The organism is uncultured Dysosmobacter sp. (genome assembly GCF_947631165.1).
Lineage (GTDB): Bacteria > Bacillota > Clostridia > Oscillospirales > Oscillospiraceae > Oscillibacter.
The window spans coordinates 42,147-60,097 of record NZ_CANRKH010000008.1 but is presented as its reverse complement, the minus strand read 5'-3'; the positions used below and the strand labels follow the sequence as shown (position 1 = coordinate 60,097).

At 58.8% G+C, this 17,951-nt stretch carries 17 protein-coding genes; 12 read left to right on the top strand and 5 right to left on the bottom strand.

Annotated features, from left to right (window positions below; translation table 11 throughout):
- Window positions 1–102: 102 nt before the first annotated feature.
- A complete protein-coding gene (locus Q0Z69_RS05855) occupies window positions 103–981 on the bottom strand; it encodes an MBL fold metallo-hydrolase (RefSeq protein ID WP_298030725.1) in 879 nt (292 codons plus the stop codon).
- A 306-nt stretch (window positions 982–1,287) separates the two neighbouring features.
- Here Q0Z69_RS05855 and Q0Z69_RS05850 point away from each other — a divergent pair, with 306 nt between their 5' ends.
- From Q0Z69_RS05850 to Q0Z69_RS05840, 3 genes are all read left to right on the top strand, one after another.
- Window positions 1,288–3,792, top strand: coding sequence for an ATP-dependent helicase (locus tag Q0Z69_RS05850; protein ID WP_298030724.1), 2,505 nt, complete (start codon window positions 1,288–1,290; stop codon window positions 3,790–3,792).
- A gap of 227 nt (window positions 3,793–4,019) precedes the next feature.
- Window positions 4,020–4,808 (top strand): sulfite exporter TauE/SafE family protein, encoded by a 789-nt coding sequence (locus tag Q0Z69_RS05845; RefSeq protein WP_298030723.1) that lies wholly within the window; start codon window positions 4,020–4,022, stop codon window positions 4,806–4,808.
- 356 nt (window positions 4,809–5,164) lie between these two features.
- Window positions 5,165–6,292, top strand: coding sequence for an anaerobic sulfatase maturase (locus tag Q0Z69_RS05840; RefSeq protein ID WP_298030722.1), 1,128 nt, complete (start codon window positions 5,165–5,167; stop codon window positions 6,290–6,292).
- A gap of 89 nt (window positions 6,293–6,381) precedes the next feature.
- Here Q0Z69_RS05840 and Q0Z69_RS05835 read toward each other — a convergent pair whose 3' ends face one another.
- The 3 genes from Q0Z69_RS05835 to Q0Z69_RS05825 are packed head-to-tail and all read right to left on the bottom strand — an operon-like array spanning window position 6,382 to window position 8,264.
- Entirely contained in the window at window positions 6,382–6,993 is a 612-nt protein-coding gene (locus tag Q0Z69_RS05835) for a pentapeptide repeat-containing protein (protein WP_298030720.1), read from the bottom strand.
- A complete protein-coding gene (locus Q0Z69_RS05830; RefSeq protein WP_298030718.1) occupies window positions 6,990–7,643 on the bottom strand; it encodes an HAD family phosphatase in 654 nt (217 codons plus the stop codon). The genes Q0Z69_RS05835 and Q0Z69_RS05830 overlap by 4 nt, the downstream gene beginning before the upstream one ends.
- A gap of 3 nt (window positions 7,644–7,646) precedes the next feature.
- A complete protein-coding gene (locus tag Q0Z69_RS05825; RefSeq protein WP_298030716.1) occupies window positions 7,647–8,264 on the bottom strand; it encodes a DNA-3-methyladenine glycosylase in 618 nt (205 codons plus the stop codon).
- A gap of 101 nt (window positions 8,265–8,365) precedes the next feature.
- On the opposite strand from Q0Z69_RS05825, the gene Q0Z69_RS05820 reads away from it, so the two are divergent.
- From Q0Z69_RS05820 to Q0Z69_RS05810, 3 genes are all read left to right on the top strand, one after another.
- Complete coding sequence (locus Q0Z69_RS05820; RefSeq protein ID WP_298030713.1) at window positions 8,366–9,274, top strand: DMT family transporter; 909 nt, start codon at window positions 8,366–8,368, stop codon at window positions 9,272–9,274.
- A gap of 114 nt (window positions 9,275–9,388) precedes the next feature.
- The gene (locus Q0Z69_RS05815; RefSeq protein ID WP_298030711.1) at window positions 9,389–10,108 is read left to right on the top strand and encodes a WecB/TagA/CpsF family glycosyltransferase; all 720 of its coding nucleotides are present in this window, start codon (window positions 9,389–9,391) and stop codon (window positions 10,106–10,108) included.
- On the top strand, window positions 10,105–10,770 hold the full coding sequence (locus Q0Z69_RS05810) for a thymidylate kinase (protein ID WP_298030708.1): 666 nt from the start codon (window positions 10,105–10,107) through the stop codon (window positions 10,768–10,770). Before Q0Z69_RS05815 ends, Q0Z69_RS05810 begins: the two co-directional genes overlap by 4 nt.
- Window positions 10,771–10,821: 51 nt before the next feature.
- Here Q0Z69_RS05810 and Q0Z69_RS05805 read toward each other — a convergent pair whose 3' ends face one another.
- Window positions 10,822–10,965 carry a hypothetical protein gene (locus Q0Z69_RS05805; protein WP_298030706.1) on the bottom strand — a complete coding sequence of 48 codons (144 nt, stop codon included), beginning with the start codon at window positions 10,963–10,965 and terminating at the stop codon, window positions 10,822–10,824.
- Window positions 10,966–11,093: 128 nt separating this feature from the next.
- Here Q0Z69_RS05805 and mltG point away from each other — a divergent pair, with 128 nt between their 5' ends.
- The 6 genes from mltG (at window position 11,094) to Q0Z69_RS05775 (ending at window position 17,926) form a co-directional block, all read left to right on the top strand.
- Window positions 11,094–12,266 carry an endolytic transglycosylase MltG gene (gene mltG / locus Q0Z69_RS05800; protein WP_298030705.1) on the top strand — a complete coding sequence of 391 codons (1,173 nt, stop codon included), beginning with the start codon at window positions 11,094–11,096 and terminating at the stop codon, window positions 12,264–12,266.
- Window positions 12,256–13,485: a U32 family peptidase gene (locus tag Q0Z69_RS05795; protein ID WP_298030703.1), complete on the top strand. Its 1,230-nt coding sequence runs from the start codon at window positions 12,256–12,258 to the stop codon at window positions 13,483–13,485. The genes mltG and Q0Z69_RS05795 overlap by 11 nt, the downstream gene beginning before the upstream one ends.
- A gap of 13 nt (window positions 13,486–13,498) precedes the next feature.
- A complete protein-coding gene (locus Q0Z69_RS05790) occupies window positions 13,499–14,896 on the top strand; it encodes an NAD(P)/FAD-dependent oxidoreductase (RefSeq protein ID WP_298030701.1) in 1,398 nt (465 codons plus the stop codon).
- Window positions 14,897–15,007: 111 nt separating this feature from the next.
- Window positions 15,008–15,523, top strand: coding sequence for an RNA polymerase sigma factor (locus tag Q0Z69_RS05785; protein WP_298030698.1), 516 nt, complete (start codon window positions 15,008–15,010; stop codon window positions 15,521–15,523).
- A complete protein-coding gene (locus Q0Z69_RS05780; RefSeq protein WP_298030697.1) occupies window positions 15,504–16,979 on the top strand; it encodes a hypothetical protein in 1,476 nt (491 codons plus the stop codon). Before Q0Z69_RS05785 ends, Q0Z69_RS05780 begins: the two co-directional genes overlap by 20 nt.
- Before the next feature lie 134 nt (window positions 16,980–17,113).
- Window positions 17,114–17,926, top strand: a complete 813-nt coding sequence (locus tag Q0Z69_RS05775; RefSeq protein WP_298030694.1) for a helix-turn-helix domain-containing protein — start codon at window positions 17,114–17,116, stop codon at window positions 17,924–17,926.
- Window positions 17,927–17,951: the final 25 nt, after the last annotated feature.

The window sequence follows — 17,951 nt, the reverse complement described above, 5'->3', positions numbered from 1 at the left end:
ATACATCTGTCTACCTACACCATATCATATTGGTAGACGTTTGTCAACCACAAAAGAGTTACAAAAAAATGACAGAAGCGTGAGCTTCTGTCATTTTTTACATCAGACCGTGCGCCAGAGCAGACGGCTGTCGGAAAATTCCGCCGCCAGCGCGTTCTGGTCCAGCAGATAGGAGAGGTAGGAGCGGATGGTGCTGCCTACCAGCACATACTGATTAAAGTCTATGGTCAGCTGATAGTGCTGAAAGACCCTTTGCAGAACATCCTCAAAGCACAGCGGCTCCCGGCAGAGATCCAACAGAAGGGACGTAATCTCCAGTACTTTGGCCCGGTTCAGCTTTGCCAGGGGGCGGATGTCATCCGTGGGTTCAGCGTGGGCGGGGATGAACATTTTCCCTTCCAGCGCACACACTTTGTCCAGGGTGTCCAGATAGGCCGCTACGTCGTAGATGAAGTTTACATGGTACTTTTCCACGATGTTGGCCCCGGACAGGCAGTCCGCCAAAAACCACACGCCGTCAGCGGTCTGGAAGCCGCACATATCAAAGAAGTGGCCGGGAAGGGGCAGCATAGTGAGGCCATCCGGCAGGTTTTCTGCCGTCAGGGGCCGGCAGTCGCTGGGCTGGGCAAGGAGGAATTTGTTCCGCAGGGCCTTGCAGGGGTAGCCGCCATACAAAAATGCCGGCTCCAGAATGGGATGGGAGGTGATGGCGGCGTCGATGCCCGGCGCGAAGGCCGGAGCTCCCAGCCGCTGCTGGAGCAGGGCGTTGCCGCCGTTGTGGTCGGCGTTGGCGTGGGTGTTCAGAATGGCCTTCAGCGTCCAGCCCTGGGCGTCCAGAAGCTTCTGGACCTTGCGGCCCGCGTCTTTGTCGCTGCCGCTGTCGATGAGGACCACATCAGTGTCGTTCAGCTTCCAGATGCCCATTTTAGCGGGGCACAGGATGTAATAGGTGCGCGGGGCCGTCTGGATCAGCTCATACATAGAAGCGCCTCCTTGCAATTTTTTTACACTGTATCATCAAATAATCCGAGTAGTAAAATTGTTTTTCAAGTATCACAGCGCAAATGCACTGTGACGGACGTTTAGCAGCCTTGATCAGGGACCCATAGTCAGGGATCATGCGCTTTCTGCGCAGCGGACAATGCCTGCTGAAAAACAGCAAAGTTGTTTTCGAGTTTATTGACTATACCACAAAATCCGGGAAATGGCAATAGTGGGAACGCCCCTTGACCCCGCCGGGATTTTGTCCTAAAATAGACGGCAAGACTAGAGAAAACTGGTGAACATATGACAGATTTTAACCAACGCTACATCGCCGCCAGAAGGGCGGTCATCGCCCGGGATTTGTCCAGACTGAACCCCATGCAGCGCAAGGCGGCCATGACCACTGAGGGACCGCTGCTGCTGCTGGCGGGGGCGGGCAGCGGCAAGACCACGGTCCTGATTCAGCGGGTGTATAACCTGCTGACCTATGGCCGGGGCAGCGACTCCGAGGAGGTCCCTGGGTGGGCCACAGAGGACGACCTGGCCTTTTTGGAGGCATTTCCGGAACACCCGGAAAGCTTTGAGATCGACCGGGCCCGCCGCCTGTGCGCCGTGGATGTGCCCCGCCCCTGGGAGATCATTGCCATCACCTTCACCAACAAGGCGGCAGGGGAGCTGAAGGACCGTCTGGCAGCCCGCCTGGGTCCCCAGGCCAACGACATCTGGGCCTCCACCTTCCACTCCGCCTGTGTCCGCATTCTGCGGCGGGACATCGACCGCATCGGTTTTGACAAGGATTTCACCATTTACGATACTGACGATTCCAAACGGGTCATCAAGGACATCCTGAAAGAGCAGAATCTGGATGAAAAGACCTTCCAGCCCAAGAGCATCCTCAGCGTCATCAGCAGCTCCAAGGACCAGTACGAAAGCCCGGAGGCGTTTGCGGCCAAGCACAGCAATGAGATGGACTGGAAGATGTCCCGCATTGCTAAGGTCTATGCCGCCTACGCCAAAAAACTCCGGGCCGCCAACGCCCTGGACTTTGACGATATCATCTACCACACTGTGACCTTGCTCCAGCAGGAGCCAGAGGTGCTGGCCTATTACCAGAACAAATTCCGCTACGTGCTGGTGGACGAGTATCAGGACACCAACCATTTGCAGTATCTGCTGACCAGCCTCCTGGCGGGGGGGAGGAAAAATCTTTGCGTGGTGGGCGACGACGACCAGTCCATTTACCGCTTTCGGGGCGCCAATATCGAGAACATCCTGAGCTTTGAGCAGCAGTACAAGAACGCCCGGGTCATCCGTTTGGAGCAGAATTACCGTTCCACCCAGAATATCCTGGACGCTGCCAACGCTGTCATCAAAAATAACCTGGGCCGCAAGGGCAAGACGTTGTGGACGGACAACGGCAGCGGCGATGTGGTGACAGTCAAGACCACCTTCAACGAGAGCGACGAGGCCAACTATGTGGTGGGGGATATCCTGATGGGGGTCAACCGGGGGCGGAGCTTCCGGGAAACCGCCGTGCTGTACCGCATGAACGCCCAGTCCAACGCTCTGGAATACGCCCTGAAGCGCAACGGCATCCCCTATAAGGTGGTGGGCGGCATGAAGTTCTTCGACCGGGCCGAGGTGAAGGACATGCTGGCCTACCTGTGCGTGCTGAACAATCCCCTGGATGACCTGCGGCTGCGGCGGATCATCAACAACCCGCCCCGGGGCATCGGCGCCACCACCCTGGACAGGGTGGCGGCCATTGCGGAGAGCCAGGGCGCGTCCCTGTATGAGATCATCCGCAATGCGGACCTCTTCCCGGAGCTGAAGGCCGCCAGCGCCAAGCTGCTGAAATTTGCGGACCTGATCGACGGACTGCGAAAGGCGGGGGCATCCCTGGCCCTGCCGGAGTTCTACGACGCTGTGTGCGGCCAGAGCGGTTATGTGAAGGCCCTGGAGGACAAGAACGATATGGAGAGCCGGGGCCGCATTGAAAACGTCCAGGAGCTGAAATCCAATATCCTGGGCTTTTTGGAGCAGGATCCAGAGGACGCGACCCTCTCTGGATTCCTCAACGAGATCGCCCTGTACACGGATCTGGACAGTATGGAGGCCGATGACAACTGCGTCACCATGATGACCATCCATTCTGCCAAGGGCCTGGAATTCCCCGTGGTTTACGTGGTGGGTATGGAGGAGGGCATCTTCCCCGGCTCCTCCGCGCAGTACGACCAGGAGGAACTGGAGGAGGAGCGCCGCCTGTGCTACGTGGCCATGACCCGGGCCAAGGAGAAGCTGACATTGACCAACTGCCGCCAGCGGATGCTGTATGGCCGTACCAGCGCCAACAAGGCATCCCGGTTCCTGGATGAGATCCCGGAAGACAACATGCGCTGGGAGAGCAAGCCGGAGCCACATTTCGGCGGCATGGAGGGAGACAGCACTTTCGGCGGCGACCGCTGGGAGGGCGGCGCGTCCTACGGCGGCTTTGGCGGCCGGCAGCGCACCGCCAGACCCGATTCAGGCGGCTCTTGGAGCAGCGGCACCATTCGCAGCTACCGGGATACGGCGACGAAGCCCTCGGTCCAACGGCCCCTGCAGTCTGTGCGGAAGAACGCCGCACCCTCCGCGCCTCTGATGCAGCTGAGCCAGGGGGATGTGATCGAGCATACTGCCTTTGGCAGGGGCACGGTTCTGTCCGTCCGCCCCATGGGCGGCGACGCGCTGGTGGAGGTGGCCTTCGACCAGGCGGGAAAGAAAAAACTGATGTTGAAATCCGCAGGGACCCATATAAAAAAGCTGTAAGGCTGCTGTGCTGCCGGCAAATTGAGCGGCGGAGACTATTTCGTATTGACATGGACCTAAAAGTGTTCTATGTTTACAACAAATAGTACAAATATGTAGGCTGCGAAAGGCAACTGCGAAGCGCATCTCCGATATTGGCTGCATTGTTGCCCGCGCAGCGGCACCCTGGCTCCGGACCGCGGACAGCAAGGCTGGCCGCGGCATGATTTGAATCGAGGTCGGTTACTATGCAAGTGTTGATTTTTTTGGTTTGTCTGTTTGCCTCCATGGTAGGGGGCATTTGTGGGATTGGCGGCGGCGTCATCATAAAACCGACATTGGACGCCATGGGCATTATGAGCGTCAGCACGATCAGCTTTCTGTCGGGCCTGACAGTGCTTTCTATGTCGTTGATCTCCGTATTTCGCCAGAGAAAGAACCGCCTTGTGGAAATGCGGATCGGCAGTTTCCTGGCGGCAGGCGCGGTCGTCGGAGGCATGATCGGCAATGCGCTTTTCCAGGCAGTCAAGTCTGCTGCGGGGCAGGATGATTTTGTTGGCATGATACAGGCGGCAGTGTTGGCATTGGTCACATTTTTGACGCTGCTGTACAGCGTGTTTCTCCGCCGCCGCCTGCCATCTTACAGAGTCACGAATTCGGCGGCGTGTATTGGTGTGGGCGGCATCATGGGGATATTGTCCTCGTTCCTGGGAATTGGAGGCGGGCCGATCAATTTGGCGGTGCTGTATTTCATATTTTCCATGGATACAAAAAAAGCGGCGGCAAATTCATTGTACATCATCATGTTTTCCCAGATCGCCAGTTTCTGCACGTCCTGTGTTCGTGGGACGATCCCGGAATTCAGCTGGGGGTATCTGATCGTCATGGTAACTGCGGGTGTTCTGGGCGGACTGCTTGGAACACGGGTCAACAAGAAACTTTCTGCGGCGGTGGTGGATAAACTGTTTGCGGGCTTGATGTGTGTCATTATTTTGATCTGTATCTATAACGCATGTCGGTTTGCGGCCCTTATCTAGTCAATTAACTTGAAAAATTGCAAGCGATTTTTCAAACGGGCTGCGCCCAATGTGCGTGTTGCACATAGTCGGCGCCTGCAAAATCCAAATCAAATCAGAGCCACAACGTAGGTGCTGTGACTCTGAATGGAGATAAAATCACATTCCATATCGTTCTGCCAGAAAATGAGGACGCGCTGAAAAAATGTCTTGAACGAATTGATGATTGAGATGTTCAAATTCCAGCTTGCAAAAATGATCTATAAGTTGTTTTAGAGGTGGAAATTTATAAATATTCATCTGCTTCGAATCAAAAGGTACTGGAAACATGAAAATAAATATAAATTTTGACATATCGACTGTGAAAGGAGCGTTTTATGCCCGCTGTCAATATTCTCATAAAGCCGGCTTCATCTGCCTGCAACATGCAGTGCGCATACTGCTTTTATCAGGATGTGGCGGCCAATCGGGAAATGGCGTTTGAGGGGATGCTCTCGTTGGAGCGCATGGAGAAGGTGATCTCCTCCGGCATGGAATATGCGGAGGGGATATGTTCCTTCGCATTTCAGGGAGGAGAACCCACCCTGGCAGGACTGGACTTTTATCGGAGCGTTGTGGAGATTCAGAAAAGATATGCCCGTCCTGGAGTGCAGATACATAACGCGATCCAGACGAACGGCTATTGCATAGATGAAGAGTGGGCGGCATTTCTCGCAGAGAATCATTTTTTGGTGGGGCTTTCTCTGGATGGACCGGCAGACCTGCATAATCTGAACCGAAGGGATCACCAGGGAAAGGGAACATTCAACCGTGTTCTGCACGCGGCGAAGCTGTTTGACCGGTATCATGTGGATTACAACATCCTCTGCGTGGTCACAGGGAAAAATGCCCGTTCGATCGGGCAGATTTACAGCTTCTATAAAAAACAGGGCTTTCGTTGGCTGCAGTTTATTCCCTGCCTGGAGCCGCTGGAACAGGAACGGGGCAAAGAGAAATACCACCTTTCCAGTCAGGCCTATGGGGAGTTCCTGATTCGGATATTTGACCTGTGGTTCGCAGATCTGCGGCAGGGCGAATACATCAGCATTCGTCACTTGGATAACTGGATGAGCATTTTGCTGGGGGAGTGCCCGGAAGCCTGTAATATGATGGGACGTTGTTCCGTGCAATTTGTAGTGGAGGGAGACGGCGGCGTATATCCCTGCGACTTTTATGTGCTGGACCAATGGCGGATGGGAACGGTAGGGGAGACGACCTTTGCGGAGATGCAGGAGAGCGAAGCGGCCCGGAAGTTCGTCGAGGCGTCTTTCAGAGTGCCCGAAAAGTGCCGGGTCTGCCATTTATATGGGATCTGTCGGAATGGCTGCCGGAGAGACCGGGTGGTGCTGGAGGACGGACTGGTGGACCGCAATTTCTACTGTGAGGCATATCAGTCGTTTTTCTCCGCTCGGGGAAGGCAGCTGGAGCAGGCGGTGCAGATGATCTTGCAGATGCAGAGACGTTGAAAATTGAGATAAACAAGTGGTAAATACGATAGGAGCGCTGAAGGTAAGATCCTTCAGCGCTCCTGCCATATTCAAAAGTTGGACGCAGTCTACAGCAGGACCTCGATCCCCAGAATACGGGCCACCACAGCGGCCTGACTGGCGTCGATCTTCGCACCCCGCAGCTCGGCACAGGTCTCTGACAGGGAGATACGGTCCAGAGTGCAGGAGGACAGGTCCATGCCTTTCAAGCTGGTGCGAAACAGCTCCGCGCCGGTGAGGGCCACTTTTTCAAAGACCGTTTTCTGGATGCGGGCTTCGGAGAAGGCGGCCTCTGTGAGATTGCAGCTTGTGACAGTACACTTCTCCCACACGCTCCCGGTGAGGTTGGCATAGCGCAGCAGTGTTTCATGCAGTGTACAGCCCTTGAAGCGGCTCCTGCGGAGGTCCGCTCCATCGGCCTTGCAGCTGTTCAGGCGGCTGTTTTTCCAATAGCTGGCGGCAAAACGGCAGGCGGTGAACTGGCAGGCATCCAGCACACAGTCGTAAAAGGCGGCCTTTGAAAAATCGCAGGCGGTAAACTGACAGCCGCGAAAGACGGCCTGGCCCCATTCAGTCTCCGAAAAATCCAGACCTTCCACGGCCTCCCGGTCAAAGGTCAGGAGCCGCAGGGGAGCGTCCTGCTCCCGGGCGTCCAGCAGAGCGGCTTCCAAAGGCGTCATTTCCGCCGCGCTTTCTGCTCCGGCAGCCACAGAAGCTCCTCAAAGCTCTTGATATACACATCGCAGAAGCTCCGCATCTCCCGCTCATCCTGGGCAAAGAAGCCGTCGTATACGCCCACGACCCGCATCTTCGCGGCCCGGGCGCCCCAGCAGGCGGCCAGGCTGTCGTCAAACACAGTGCAGTCCTCCGGCCGGGCGCCGTGCTCCTTGGCCGCCAGCAGCCAGATGTCCGGCTTTTTCTTTTCCAGGCCAAGGTCGTGGGCAAAGGTGATGCCGTCGAAATACTTTTCCAAGCCCAGCTTCCCCAGGGCGGTGCGGCAGTGCTCCGGCACGCTGGAGGTCACCACCGCCATTTTCCGTCCCTCCGCTTTGCACTGCTTGAGATAGGCCCGGACGCCGGGCTTGACGTTCACATGGGCGTACAGGTCCTTTGCCAGCTCCATCCACTCCGCCATGATCTCCTCGCAGCTCTCCGGCAGGCCGCAGAACTCCTTGGTGAACTTGGCCGCCAGGGGGAAGATGGTGTGGGCCACGCCCTCGTAATAGGCGTGGGTATATGGCAGGCCCCGCCGGGCCAGAAATTCCCGGTCCACCTTTTTCCAGATGCCGTTGGAGTCGATCAGGGTCCCATCCATATCGAATAAAAACACGGTCTATTCCTCCTTTTCCAGCCAGAAGCGCCAAGGGAAGTCTCTGGCCTCCTCCGCATAGTCGATGCCGATCCGGGGACCGGCGCAGATCCGCTCTTGGAAGGGCGGGGAACAGGGAAGCCCCAGATCCACCGGAGAGTCGCAGACAAACAGGACATTGCCGGTCAGATCCAAGCCGTTTTCAGATCTGGACAGGGAAAGCCCTTTACAGACCTTGCCCGGCCCATTCATGAAGTTCCTGCGGCGATAGGAGGTCAGGGGCTTGTCCCCATACCGCAGATGAAGCATGGTTTCGATCCCGGCCACAGGCTCCACCGCCCGGATCAGCACGGCGGCAGGCTCGCCCTCCGGCTCCGTTACGAAATTCAAACAGTTGTACATCCCATAGATCAGGTAGATATAGGCGTGGCCGGGGGCCATGAACAGCGTCTCGGTCCGGGCCGTTCGGCGGAGGCCATAGGCGTGGCAGGCCTTGTCGCACCGGCCCACATAGGCCTCCGTCTCTGTGATGCGGCCCGCCAGCAGCCCGCCGTTCAGTCTGCGGACCAGATACTTGCCCAGCAGCCTTTGGGCGGTCTCCACAGTATCTCCCTCATAGAATTGTCGGGAAAGGGTTGCCATTTTTTCACCTCAGTGCTACAATAAATGACCGCTGCGGATCATTCCGCGGGAAGCGATATTTTTATTTAGTATATCATAGAAGAGAACATGGAGCAAGTCATATGAAAACCAATCGGATCCGTCAGAATGTATTGCCGCTGCTGGCGGCGTTTATTTGGGGCACAGCCTTTGTGGCCCAGAGCGTGGGCGCCGACTATGTGGAGCCTTTTACCTTTAATGCTGCCCGCTCGGCGGTGGCGTTTTTGTTCCTGCTGGTGCTGTGCCTGATCCTGCGGGCCGTGCGGAAGGGGAGCGGTGCGCCTGCGGCGCAGACGGCTTCCCGGCGGGAGCTGATCACCGCCGGCGTCTGCTGCGGTGCGGCGCTGACCGTAGCCTCCTACTTTCAGCAGAAGGGGCTGGAGACCACCACATCCGGCAAAGCGGGCTTCATCACCGCGTTGTACATCGTCATTGTACCCATTGTGGGCGTCTTTTTAAAGAAGAAAGCACCCAGGACCATCTGGCTGGGCGTGGCCCTGGCGGTGGCGGGCCTCTACTGCCTCTGCATCACCGAGGAATTCCGCATCACGACAGGCGACTTCTATATTCTGCTGTGCGCCTTCTGTTTTTCCGGCCATATCCTGATCATCGATCATTTCAGCCAAAAGGTGGACGGCGTGGAGATGTCCTGCGTGCAGTTCCTGGTGGCGGCGGTGCTGTCCTGCATTGGTATGCTGCTTTGGGAATCCCCTGACTGGGAGGCGTTGTGGTTGTGCATCGGGCCTATCCTGTACGCGGGGATTTTGTCCAGCGGTGTAGCCTATACGCTGCAGATCCTAGCCCAAAAGGACTCGGACCCCACGGTGGTGTCTCTGCTGCTGAGCCTGGAATCTGTGTTTGCCACGCTGTCAGGCGCTATTATCCTGGGGGACCGGATGAGTGGGAAAGAGTATTTCGGCTGTCTTTTGATGTTTGCGGCAGTCATCCTGGCGCAGCTGCCGGACAAGCGGGGAGAAGCGGCTTTGCGATGACCTGAACATAAAACGGGGATGTAAAATTTACATCCCCGTTTTATTTGGGATTGGACAAAGGCCGTCCTGTATGCTATAATGCAAAACTGTATGAGTATGTTGCGAGGTGGTATCATGCGGATCGACGTGCTGGGCGTGGGTTTTGACAATGTAACGATGGACGAGGCTGTGGAGCGGGGCATGGTCCTGCTGCAAAGCCAGGGTACCCATTATGTGGTGACGCCCAATCCGGAGATCGTGGAGGTCTGCCGGGAGGACCCGGAGGCGAAAGCCGCCGTCAACGGCGCGGACCTGGTGCTGCCTGACGGCATCGGTATCGTAAAGGGGGCGGCCATGCTGGGTACTCCGCTGAAGGAAAAGACCCCCGGCATCGAATTTGCGGCCCATCTGATGGAGAAAATGGCAGGCGAGGGAAAGTCCCTGTACCTGCTGGGGGCCAAGCCCGGCATCGCGGAGCAGGCGGCGAAGCATCTGGCGGACCAGTATCCCGGTCTGGCCGTCGCCGGTACCCACGACGGTTATTTTAAGGAGGACGGTCCTGTTGTGGAGGCCATCCGCCGGAGCGGAGCGGACGTGGTGTTCGTGTGCCTGGGGGCGCCGAAGCAGGAAAAGTGGATGGCCAAAAACGGCGCAGCCACCGGCGCCCGGCTGCTGTGCGGCCTGGGCGGCAGCCTGGACGTGTTCGCCGGCGTGGTGGAGCGCGCTCCGAAGTTCTGGTCCGACCATGGGCTGGAGTGGTTTTACCGCCTGTGCAGGGAGCCGAAGCGCATTGGCCGCATGATGAAGCTGCCGCTGTTTTTGGTGCATGTAAAACAGGAGAAACGGAAAAAATGAGTGGAAAACTGATTGTATTTGAAGGAACGGACGGCTCCGGCAAGGCGACCCAGGCCCGGCTGCTGTGCAAATATCTGTCCCAGAGAGGGATAGACCACCGGGAGATCGACTTTCCCCGGTACGGCGAGCCCTCCGCCGCCATGGTGGAGGAGTACTTGAACGGAAACCTGGGCAAGCGGCCCGGCGATGTGAACGCCTATGCCGCCTCGCTGTTTTACGCCATGGACCGCTACGCCTCCTATAAGCAGGACTGGGGCGGCTTTTACGAGGCCGGGGGCCTGATCGTGGCGGACCGCTATACCACATCCAACGCCGTCCATCAGGCGTCCAAGCTGCCGGAGGCGGAGCGGAAGCCTTATTTGGACTGGTTGTTCGATCTGGAATACCGGCTGCTAGGGTTGCCCAAGCCGGATCTGGTGCTCTATCTGGACATGCCCACGGAAATCACGGAGCGGATGATGCGCCAGCGGGAGAAGGGCTCTGGAACGCATGCCGACATCCACGAACAAGATGTGGAGTATCTGAAACGGTGCCGCGTCGGTGCCAGGACAGTGGCGGAGGGATGCGGCTGGACCGTGATCCATTGCGCAAAGGGAGGTATGCCTCGCACGCCGGAGGATATCCACCGGCAGGTGGCGGAGATCGTGGAGGGGCTGTTGTGAGCCTGTCCCGCCGCCGGTCAGACAAAATGGGGCATTTCGCCCCACTTTGTCTCAGCAGCAGCTTTCGCCGCTGCCGCAGTTACAGTTGCAATTGCAGCCACAGTTGCCGCTGTTTCCGCAGCAGCAGACGATCAGGATGACGATGATGATGAGCCACAGGCAGGAACAGTCGCTGTTTCCATTGTTGAACCACATGATTGTCACCTCGCTTTGACACATTCTATGCGGAAGGCGCCCCAGGAGGGCCTGACCGCGTGAAAATTTTCTGCACAAGCGCAGAAGCACCGCGCCGTTTTATGTGGCCGGAGAATTTGGAGGTTTCAATGTCTGATTTCAAAAAGGGAGATACTGCCAGCTGGGATGCGGAGCAGGTCCGCCGCGGCGAGGCGGAGCGGCGTCCCCGCCAGACCACAGTCCGGAAGCGCCGCCGGAAAAAGCGGATGAATCCGCTGCTGTATATCCTGTTCGTACTGATCGTCTCGGCCATGCTGGCGGGGGTCGGCTGGCTGCTGATGACGGACCTCTGCGCCTTCAATCGGGGCGCCATCGAAAAGGCCACCGTACAGGTAACGGCGGATGACACGGTGCGGACGGTGGCAGACAAGCTGCAGGATGCTGGCCTCATCAAATATAAGTGGTTCTTCCGCATCTTTGCGAAGATCGACCATGCCGAGGAAAAGATCGGCATGGGTACCTATGAGCTGAACACGGATATGGATTACAAGTCCCTGATCCGGGGGATGCGGAGCGGCTCTGGCAATATGACCGCCGAGACCGTGACGGTGACCATCCCCGAGGGTTTCACCGTGGCGCAGATCATCAAGCTGCTGGCGGAGAAGGGCGTGGCCTCGGAAGAGCTTCTGCTGGAAGCGGCCAAGACCTATGACTTCGACTATGATTTCATCGACAATACCACAGAGGACATCAGCCGCCTGGAGGGATACCTGTTCCCAGACACCTATGAGTTTTACGCCAATATCACCAGCGCAGACCAGGTGGGCAAGGAGGCGTTCGGCAAGCTGATCTCCACATTCAACAGCCGTTTGGAGGACGATCTGCTGGCGCAGGCGGAAGCCAGGGGCTACGACCTGAAGAAGATCGTCACCATTGCGTCCCTCATCGAGAAGGAGACGGACGGTACAGATCAGGGCAAGATCGCCTCCGTCATCTACAACCGTCTGGAAGGCCCCGGCGACAAGGGCGGTACCTATGGGATGCTGCAGATCGACGCCTCGCTGCTGTACGGTCTGCCGGATCACGAGGGAGCCATCACCAATGAGGATAAGGGGACGGATTCCAAGTACAATCTCTATAAGTACGCCGGGCTGCCGCCCACGCCCATCGCTAATCCGGGCATGAACGCCATCCAGGCCGCGCTGGAGCCGGAAGAGACGGATTACTATTACTACGCCCTGGGCACGGATAAGCGCCATCACTTCTTCACTGACTATGCCAGCCATACCGCCTTTATCAACAGCAGTCAGTATGGCGGATAAGCGCATGAGGCCAGAGCTGCTGGCTCCGGCGGGGGATATGGAGCGGCTAAGGATGGCCGTGCTGTACGGCGCCGACGCCGTATATCTGGCGGGAACTGCTTTCGGGATGCGGGCCTTCGCCGGGAATTTTACCCCGGAGGAGCTGCGTCAGGCGGTGGACTTTGCCCATGACCATGGTGTTCGGGTCCATTGCGCCATCAACACTATGCCCCGGAATGACGAGATCGCCCACCTGCCGGAGCATTTGGAGCTGCTGAACGACGCCGGAGTGGACGCTCTGATCGTGGCGGACCTGGGAGCCTTTGCCCTGGCGGGCAAATATGCTCCCCGCTGCCAGCGGCACATCTCGACCCAAGCCAGTATCTGCAACTACGAGACCGCCCGGGCCTGGTACGACCTGGGCGCGTCTCGTGTGATCCTGGCCCGGGAGGTGGGGCTGGAGGAGATCCGGACTATCCGGGAAAAGACGCCGGCGGACCTGGAGATCGAGGCGTTTGTCCACGGTGCCATGTGCGTCAGCTATTCCGGACGGTGCCTCCTCAGCAACTACATGACCGGCCGGGATTCCAGCCGGGGGGCCTGTGCCCAGCCCTGCCGCTACCAATACGCCCTAATGGAGGAAAAGCGCCCCGGGGAGTATTTTCCCATCGAGGAGGACGCGGGGGGTACGTACATTTTGAATTCCCGGGACATGTGCATGATCGACCATCTGGACGATCTGATGGACGCGGGCCTCAGCAGTCTGAAGATCGAAGGCCGGGCCAAGTCCGCCTACTATGCCGCCATCGTCACCGGGGCTTACCGCCACTGCCTGGACGACGCGGCGGCGGGACGGCCCATCGACCCCGTCTGGCGGGATGAGGTGGAGCATGTCAGCCACCGGCCCTATTCCACCGGCTTCTATTACGGCCAGCCCGGCCAGTATTACGCCAACTCCCGCTATATCAGGGAGTGGCAGGTGGCAGCCCTTGTCACCGACTGTGATGGGGAGGGAAACGCCGTACTGTCCCTGCGAAACAAATTCCGTGTCGGAGACGAGATCGAGCTGGTCGGCCCGGATCTGCGGCCCTTTGTCATGACCGTGCCGGAGATGACAGACGGGGAGGGCGCTCCGCTGGAGGAGCCCCGGACCCCGCAGATGACCTTCCATATGAAATTGCCGCGGGCGGTGCCGCCCTGCACGCTGGTGCGCCGCGCGGTAGAACTATCAGCCAAATAAGGAGAGACAGAGTATGAACGCAGATGTTGTGATCGTCGGTGCCGGCCCGGCCGGTATTTTTACCGCGCTGGAGATGCTGAAAAAGGGCAGCAAACAGAAGATCGTCATGGTGGAGAAGGGACAGCCCATTGAAAACCGCCACTGCCCCAAGGACAAGACCCGCAAGTGCGTGAACTGCAGGCCCTACTGCCATATCACCACCGGCTTCTCCGGCGCGGGGGCTTTCTCCGACGGCAAGCTGTCCCTCAGCTATGAGGTGGGCGGCGACCTGCCCAGCCTGATCGGCGAGGACCTGGCCCAGGAGACCATCCATTACGCCGACCGGATCTACCTGGAATTCGGCGCGGATACCCACATTGAGGGCCTGGAGCATGAGGAGGAGCGGAAGGAGATCCGCAAGCGGGCCATCCACGCGGGCCTCAAGCTGGTGGACTGCCCCATCCGCCACATGGGTACGGAAAAGGCCCAGGATATCTATCTGGCCATTGAAAAGTACCTGCTGGAAAACGGCGTGGAGATCTATTTCGGCTATGAGTGCAGCAACCTGATCCTGGAAAATGAGATCTGCAAGGGCGTTTCCATCTCCAACGGAAAGACGGACCTGGAGATCTACGCCAGGCACACCGTGGTGGCCACCGGCCGCCGGGGCGCCGACTGGCTGGAAAAGCTGTGCGCCGAGCACAACATCGCCCACGCCCCCGGCACCGTGGATATCGGCGTCCGGGTCGAGGTCCGCAACGAGGTCATGGAGATGGTGAACCGGGTCCTCTATGAATCTAAGCTGGTGGGCTATCCCCGGCCCTTCAAGAACAAGGTCCGCACCTTCTGCCAGAATCCCGGCGGCTTCGTCAGCCAGGAGAATTACGACAATAACCTGGCGGTGGTCAACGGCCACTCCTACAAGGACCTGAAGAGCGACAACACCAATCTCTCCATCCTCTGCTCCCACAATTTCAGCGTCCCCTTCAACCAGCCCATCGCCTATGCCCAGAAGGTGGGCGAGCTGACCAACATGCTGGGCGCGGGCCACATCCTGGTCCAGCGCTTCGGCGACATTCTGGACGGCAAACGTACCTGGCAGAAGGAGCTGGCCCAGTCCAACATCAAGCCGACCCTGCCGGACGCCGTGGCCGGCGACATCACCGCCGCCATGCCCTACCGGGCCATGATCAACATCATCAACTTCATCCAGGCCATGGATTATGTGGTCCCTGGCTTTGCTGCCTATGAGACGCTGCTGTATTCTCCCGAGCTGAAGTTTTACTCCAACCGGGTTAAGATGGACACGGACTTCAACACCAGCCTCCAGGGCCTCCACTGCCTGGGCGACAGCTCCGGCTGGACGCGGGGCTTGATGATGGCCTCCATCATGGGCGTTCTCATGGGCCGCAAGATCGCGGAAGAGGGCTGACCCGCACACATTAAAAGCCGCCGAAAAATTTTCGGCGGCTTTTTTTATGAAAGTGCCAGATTTGCGGCCGCAGATTCGTTTTATGGGTAGAAGGCGCCGATCAAAAAGGAGATGATACCTACGGAAGAGATCACATATACCCGCCAGGAAGCGGAGGCCCTGGTGGCCCGCTGGTCGGACACTGTACTGCGCATCGGCTACACCTGGACAGGCAGCGCGCAGGACGCCCAGGACATCAGCCAGACGGTCCTTCTGAAGCTGCTGACCTCGCCCCGCCGCTTCACCGTGCCGGGCGAGGAGCGGGCCTGGGTCATCCGGGTTGCGGTCAATTGCTGCAAGGACTGGAAACGATCCGCTTGGAACCGGCGGCGGGTCCCGTTGGAGAATGCTCCGGAAGCGGCGGTCCACATGCCGGATCTGGAGGACAGCCCGGTATTGCAGGCGGTGCAGGCGCTGCCGGAGAAGTACCGGCAGGCCGTCTACTTGCGGTATTACGAGGAATACGAGCTGGGAGAGATCGCGGAGCTGATGGGGGTCAAGGTCCCGCAGGTCAGCACCTATCTCTGCCGGGGGAGAGCAAAGCTGAAAACGATGCTGGGAGGCGCTTATGAAACCGACTGCGTATAAAGACGAATTGAATGAAGTCCGCTATACGGATGCGGGCCGGACAGCGCTGGTAGAGGCGCTGATGGAGGCACGGACTGCGGAGCAGCCCAGGCAGCGGAGACGCTGGGGCCGCAGAGGACTGGTGGCCGTTCTGGCGGCGGCGCTGCTGGTGACGGCAGCCGCAGCCGCCGCCACACCGCTGTGGATGCGGTTCTTCGGCGGCCTGGATGAACAGCAGCAGGCGGTGGTGGACGCCATGCAGACCGGCAAGGACAGCCTGCCCGCGGCGGCGGAGGCAGAGGGCGTGACCATCACGCCCCTGAGCATCCTGGGGTCCGGCAACCGGCTCTACATCACGCTGGAGATCCGGGCGCCGGAGGGCACGACCTTTTCAGCGGAGAGGGGCCGGTATGTCCTCTTGGCCTCTACGAAGCCGAAGGAAGTAACAGAGATGGCTTCCTATACCAGCCGCTTCACGGTGCTGGAGGCGGGCACAGAGGCCCCCAATGTGCTCACCGGCGTTTACGAGGTCACTTCTTCCTGCGACCTGGGGGGCGGAACATTGACGATCATGGGCCTCAGCCTTTGGAAGGAACGGGGCCAGGATGAGTGGATCTTTGAGGGGGAGTGGACGATCCCACTGCCGGAGGACCTGACCGGGAACCATACGCTGGAGCCCCAGGCGGAGGGCGTGACTGTGGAGACGGAGCAGGGGACCTTTACCCTGGACGCTATCAGTGTTTCGCCCCTGGGCCTCTGGTGGCAGTACCGCTTCGACGGCACGAACGAGCCGGTCATCTATGCGGCGCTGAAAATGAAGGACGGAAGCCTTGTGGAGCCTGCGCCCGGTCAGATGATCCTGGGCCATCCCGGCGGCAACGAGACCGCCACGGTTTCCTTCGCGAAGCCCGTGGATCTCAGCCAGGCCGCCGCCCTGTACTGGGGCAACGCGGAGATCCCCCTGGATGGCCGGGGAGAGCCAAAGGCGGACGAGAATATCCCTGCCATCAGCGATGAGCCGCCGTTCGTAGACCTGCCAGCCGCCCAGCTGGAGAAGGATGCTGGCCCTGGGGCGGACAGCGATCCCGCCCCGGCTCCTGAACAGCCGGAGACAGGCGGGAAAACAGAATTCAGATTTACCGACACCGGTATGACTTTCACTGCCGAATCGGGCGGCGGGGAACTGACAGACCTCCAGCAGCGGCGGGATGACTACTATCTCAAAACGCTCTCCCTGTCGGACTGTGAGATGATCCACAACGAGCCGGTCACAGATCAGTTTGTCTATCAAAATGTTTATGGGGAAAGGTGCTTTGGAATCGACTACCTGACCTTCGCGGAGGATGGGTATGCCAGGGTATCCTATTGGAGCCATGATGACGAGACCTGTGTTCTTGCCGTTTACCGGGATGAAAACGGCGGCACCTGGGGGCGAGCGTTCCGCGTCCCGGAGGAACTGCTGTATACCGGGAATTGACTGAAAACGCCGTACCCCTTGGGGCGCAAGGCCAGCAACCCAGGGTTGACAAACTTCCACCCGCCGCGTTCTTGCAAAAACGCGGCGGGTGGTTTATGCTGTATCCATCAAATAGGAAAGCGGGAGCTTGGACCATGGAATTTTCAGAGAAGCTGATGAACCTCCGCCGCCGGGAGGGCCTGTCCCAGGAGCAGCTGGCAGACCGATTGGGCGTCACCCGGCAGTCTGTCAGCAAATGGGAGAGCGGCACAGCTATGCCAGAGCTTGTAAAGCTGATATCCTTATCAGAACTGTTCGGCGTCAGCGTGGACTATCTGGTAAAGGACCGGCTGGAGGAACCGGAGTTTCCCAGCGGCGTGGAGGAGGTCTCCTCCCATCAGGCAGATCGGCTGGAACGGAAAGTGGATCAGCTGACCCTGGATTACCGCCGGAGCTTCGGCAACGTGTTTCGCTACACCAGCCGGGCAAGGCTGTTCGGTCTGCCCCTGGTCAGCGTCTGCTTCGGCCATGACCGGCACCCCACCCGGAACAACACCGCCGTGGGGATCGTTGCTGTGGGAAACTTCTCCGTGGGCGTTTTCAGTGTCGGACTGATCTCGCTGGGTGTGGTTTCTTTGGGGATCATCGCCTTTGGATTGCTGGCCCTGGGAGGTGTGGCCCTGGGCGTTGGGGCCGTCGGCCTGACGGCTTTGGGATATGCGGCCCTGGGGATCTCTGCCGTGGGGGTCTGTGCCGGCGGCGTGGCGGCCACCGGAGCCAGAGTGGCTGTGGGCGTGACAGCGGCGGCTCCGGTGGCGGTGGGCAGGGAAGCCTCCGGAATCCATGTGCTGCTGTGGGGCAGCGGACTGAGCAGGGAAGAGGTAGAAGCTTTTTTGACAGTCCACGATTCAGGGCTGTGGCCGCCTTTGATGAGGCTTCTGAGCACACTCGGCGCACATATCCAGTAAACAGACACACAGAACGCCACGGCCA

Coding starts and splice junctions, on each gene's coding strand:
- Q0Z69_RS05785 (WP_298030698.1), top strand. CDS start 15,008: ATGATACCTACGGAAGAGATCACATATACCCGCCAGGAAGCGGAGGCC.
- Q0Z69_RS05835 (WP_298030720.1), bottom strand. CDS start 6,993: ATGACGCCTTTGGAAGCCGCTCTGCTGGACGCCCGGGAGCAGGACGCT.
- Q0Z69_RS05825 (WP_298030716.1), bottom strand. CDS start 8,264: ATGGCAACCCTTTCCCGACAATTCTATGAGGGAGATACTGTGGAGACC.
- mltG (WP_298030705.1), top strand. CDS start 11,094: ATGTCTGATTTCAAAAAGGGAGATACTGCCAGCTGGGATGCGGAGCAG.
- Q0Z69_RS05840 (WP_298030722.1), top strand. CDS start 5,165: ATGCCCGCTGTCAATATTCTCATAAAGCCGGCTTCATCTGCCTGCAAC.
- Q0Z69_RS05850 (WP_298030724.1), top strand. CDS start 1,288: ATGACAGATTTTAACCAACGCTACATCGCCGCCAGAAGGGCGGTCATC.
- Q0Z69_RS05780 (WP_298030697.1), top strand. CDS start 15,504: ATGAAACCGACTGCGTATAAAGACGAATTGAATGAAGTCCGCTATACG.
- Q0Z69_RS05855 (WP_298030725.1), bottom strand. CDS start 981: ATGTATGAGCTGATCCAGACGGCCCCGCGCACCTATTACATCCTGTGC.
- Q0Z69_RS05775 (WP_298030694.1), top strand. CDS start 17,114: ATGGAATTTTCAGAGAAGCTGATGAACCTCCGCCGCCGGGAGGGCCTG.
- Q0Z69_RS05845 (WP_298030723.1), top strand. CDS start 4,020: ATGCAAGTGTTGATTTTTTTGGTTTGTCTGTTTGCCTCCATGGTAGGG.
- Q0Z69_RS05815 (WP_298030711.1), top strand. CDS start 9,389: ATGCGGATCGACGTGCTGGGCGTGGGTTTTGACAATGTAACGATGGAC.
- Q0Z69_RS05820 (WP_298030713.1), top strand. CDS start 8,366: ATGAAAACCAATCGGATCCGTCAGAATGTATTGCCGCTGCTGGCGGCG.
- Q0Z69_RS05810 (WP_298030708.1), top strand. CDS start 10,105: ATGAGTGGAAAACTGATTGTATTTGAAGGAACGGACGGCTCCGGCAAG.
- Q0Z69_RS05805 (WP_298030706.1), bottom strand. CDS start 10,965: ATGTGGTTCAACAATGGAAACAGCGACTGTTCCTGCCTGTGGCTCATC.
- Q0Z69_RS05790 (WP_298030701.1), top strand. CDS start 13,499: ATGAACGCAGATGTTGTGATCGTCGGTGCCGGCCCGGCCGGTATTTTT.
- Q0Z69_RS05795 (WP_298030703.1), top strand. CDS start 12,256: ATGGCGGATAAGCGCATGAGGCCAGAGCTGCTGGCTCCGGCGGGGGAT.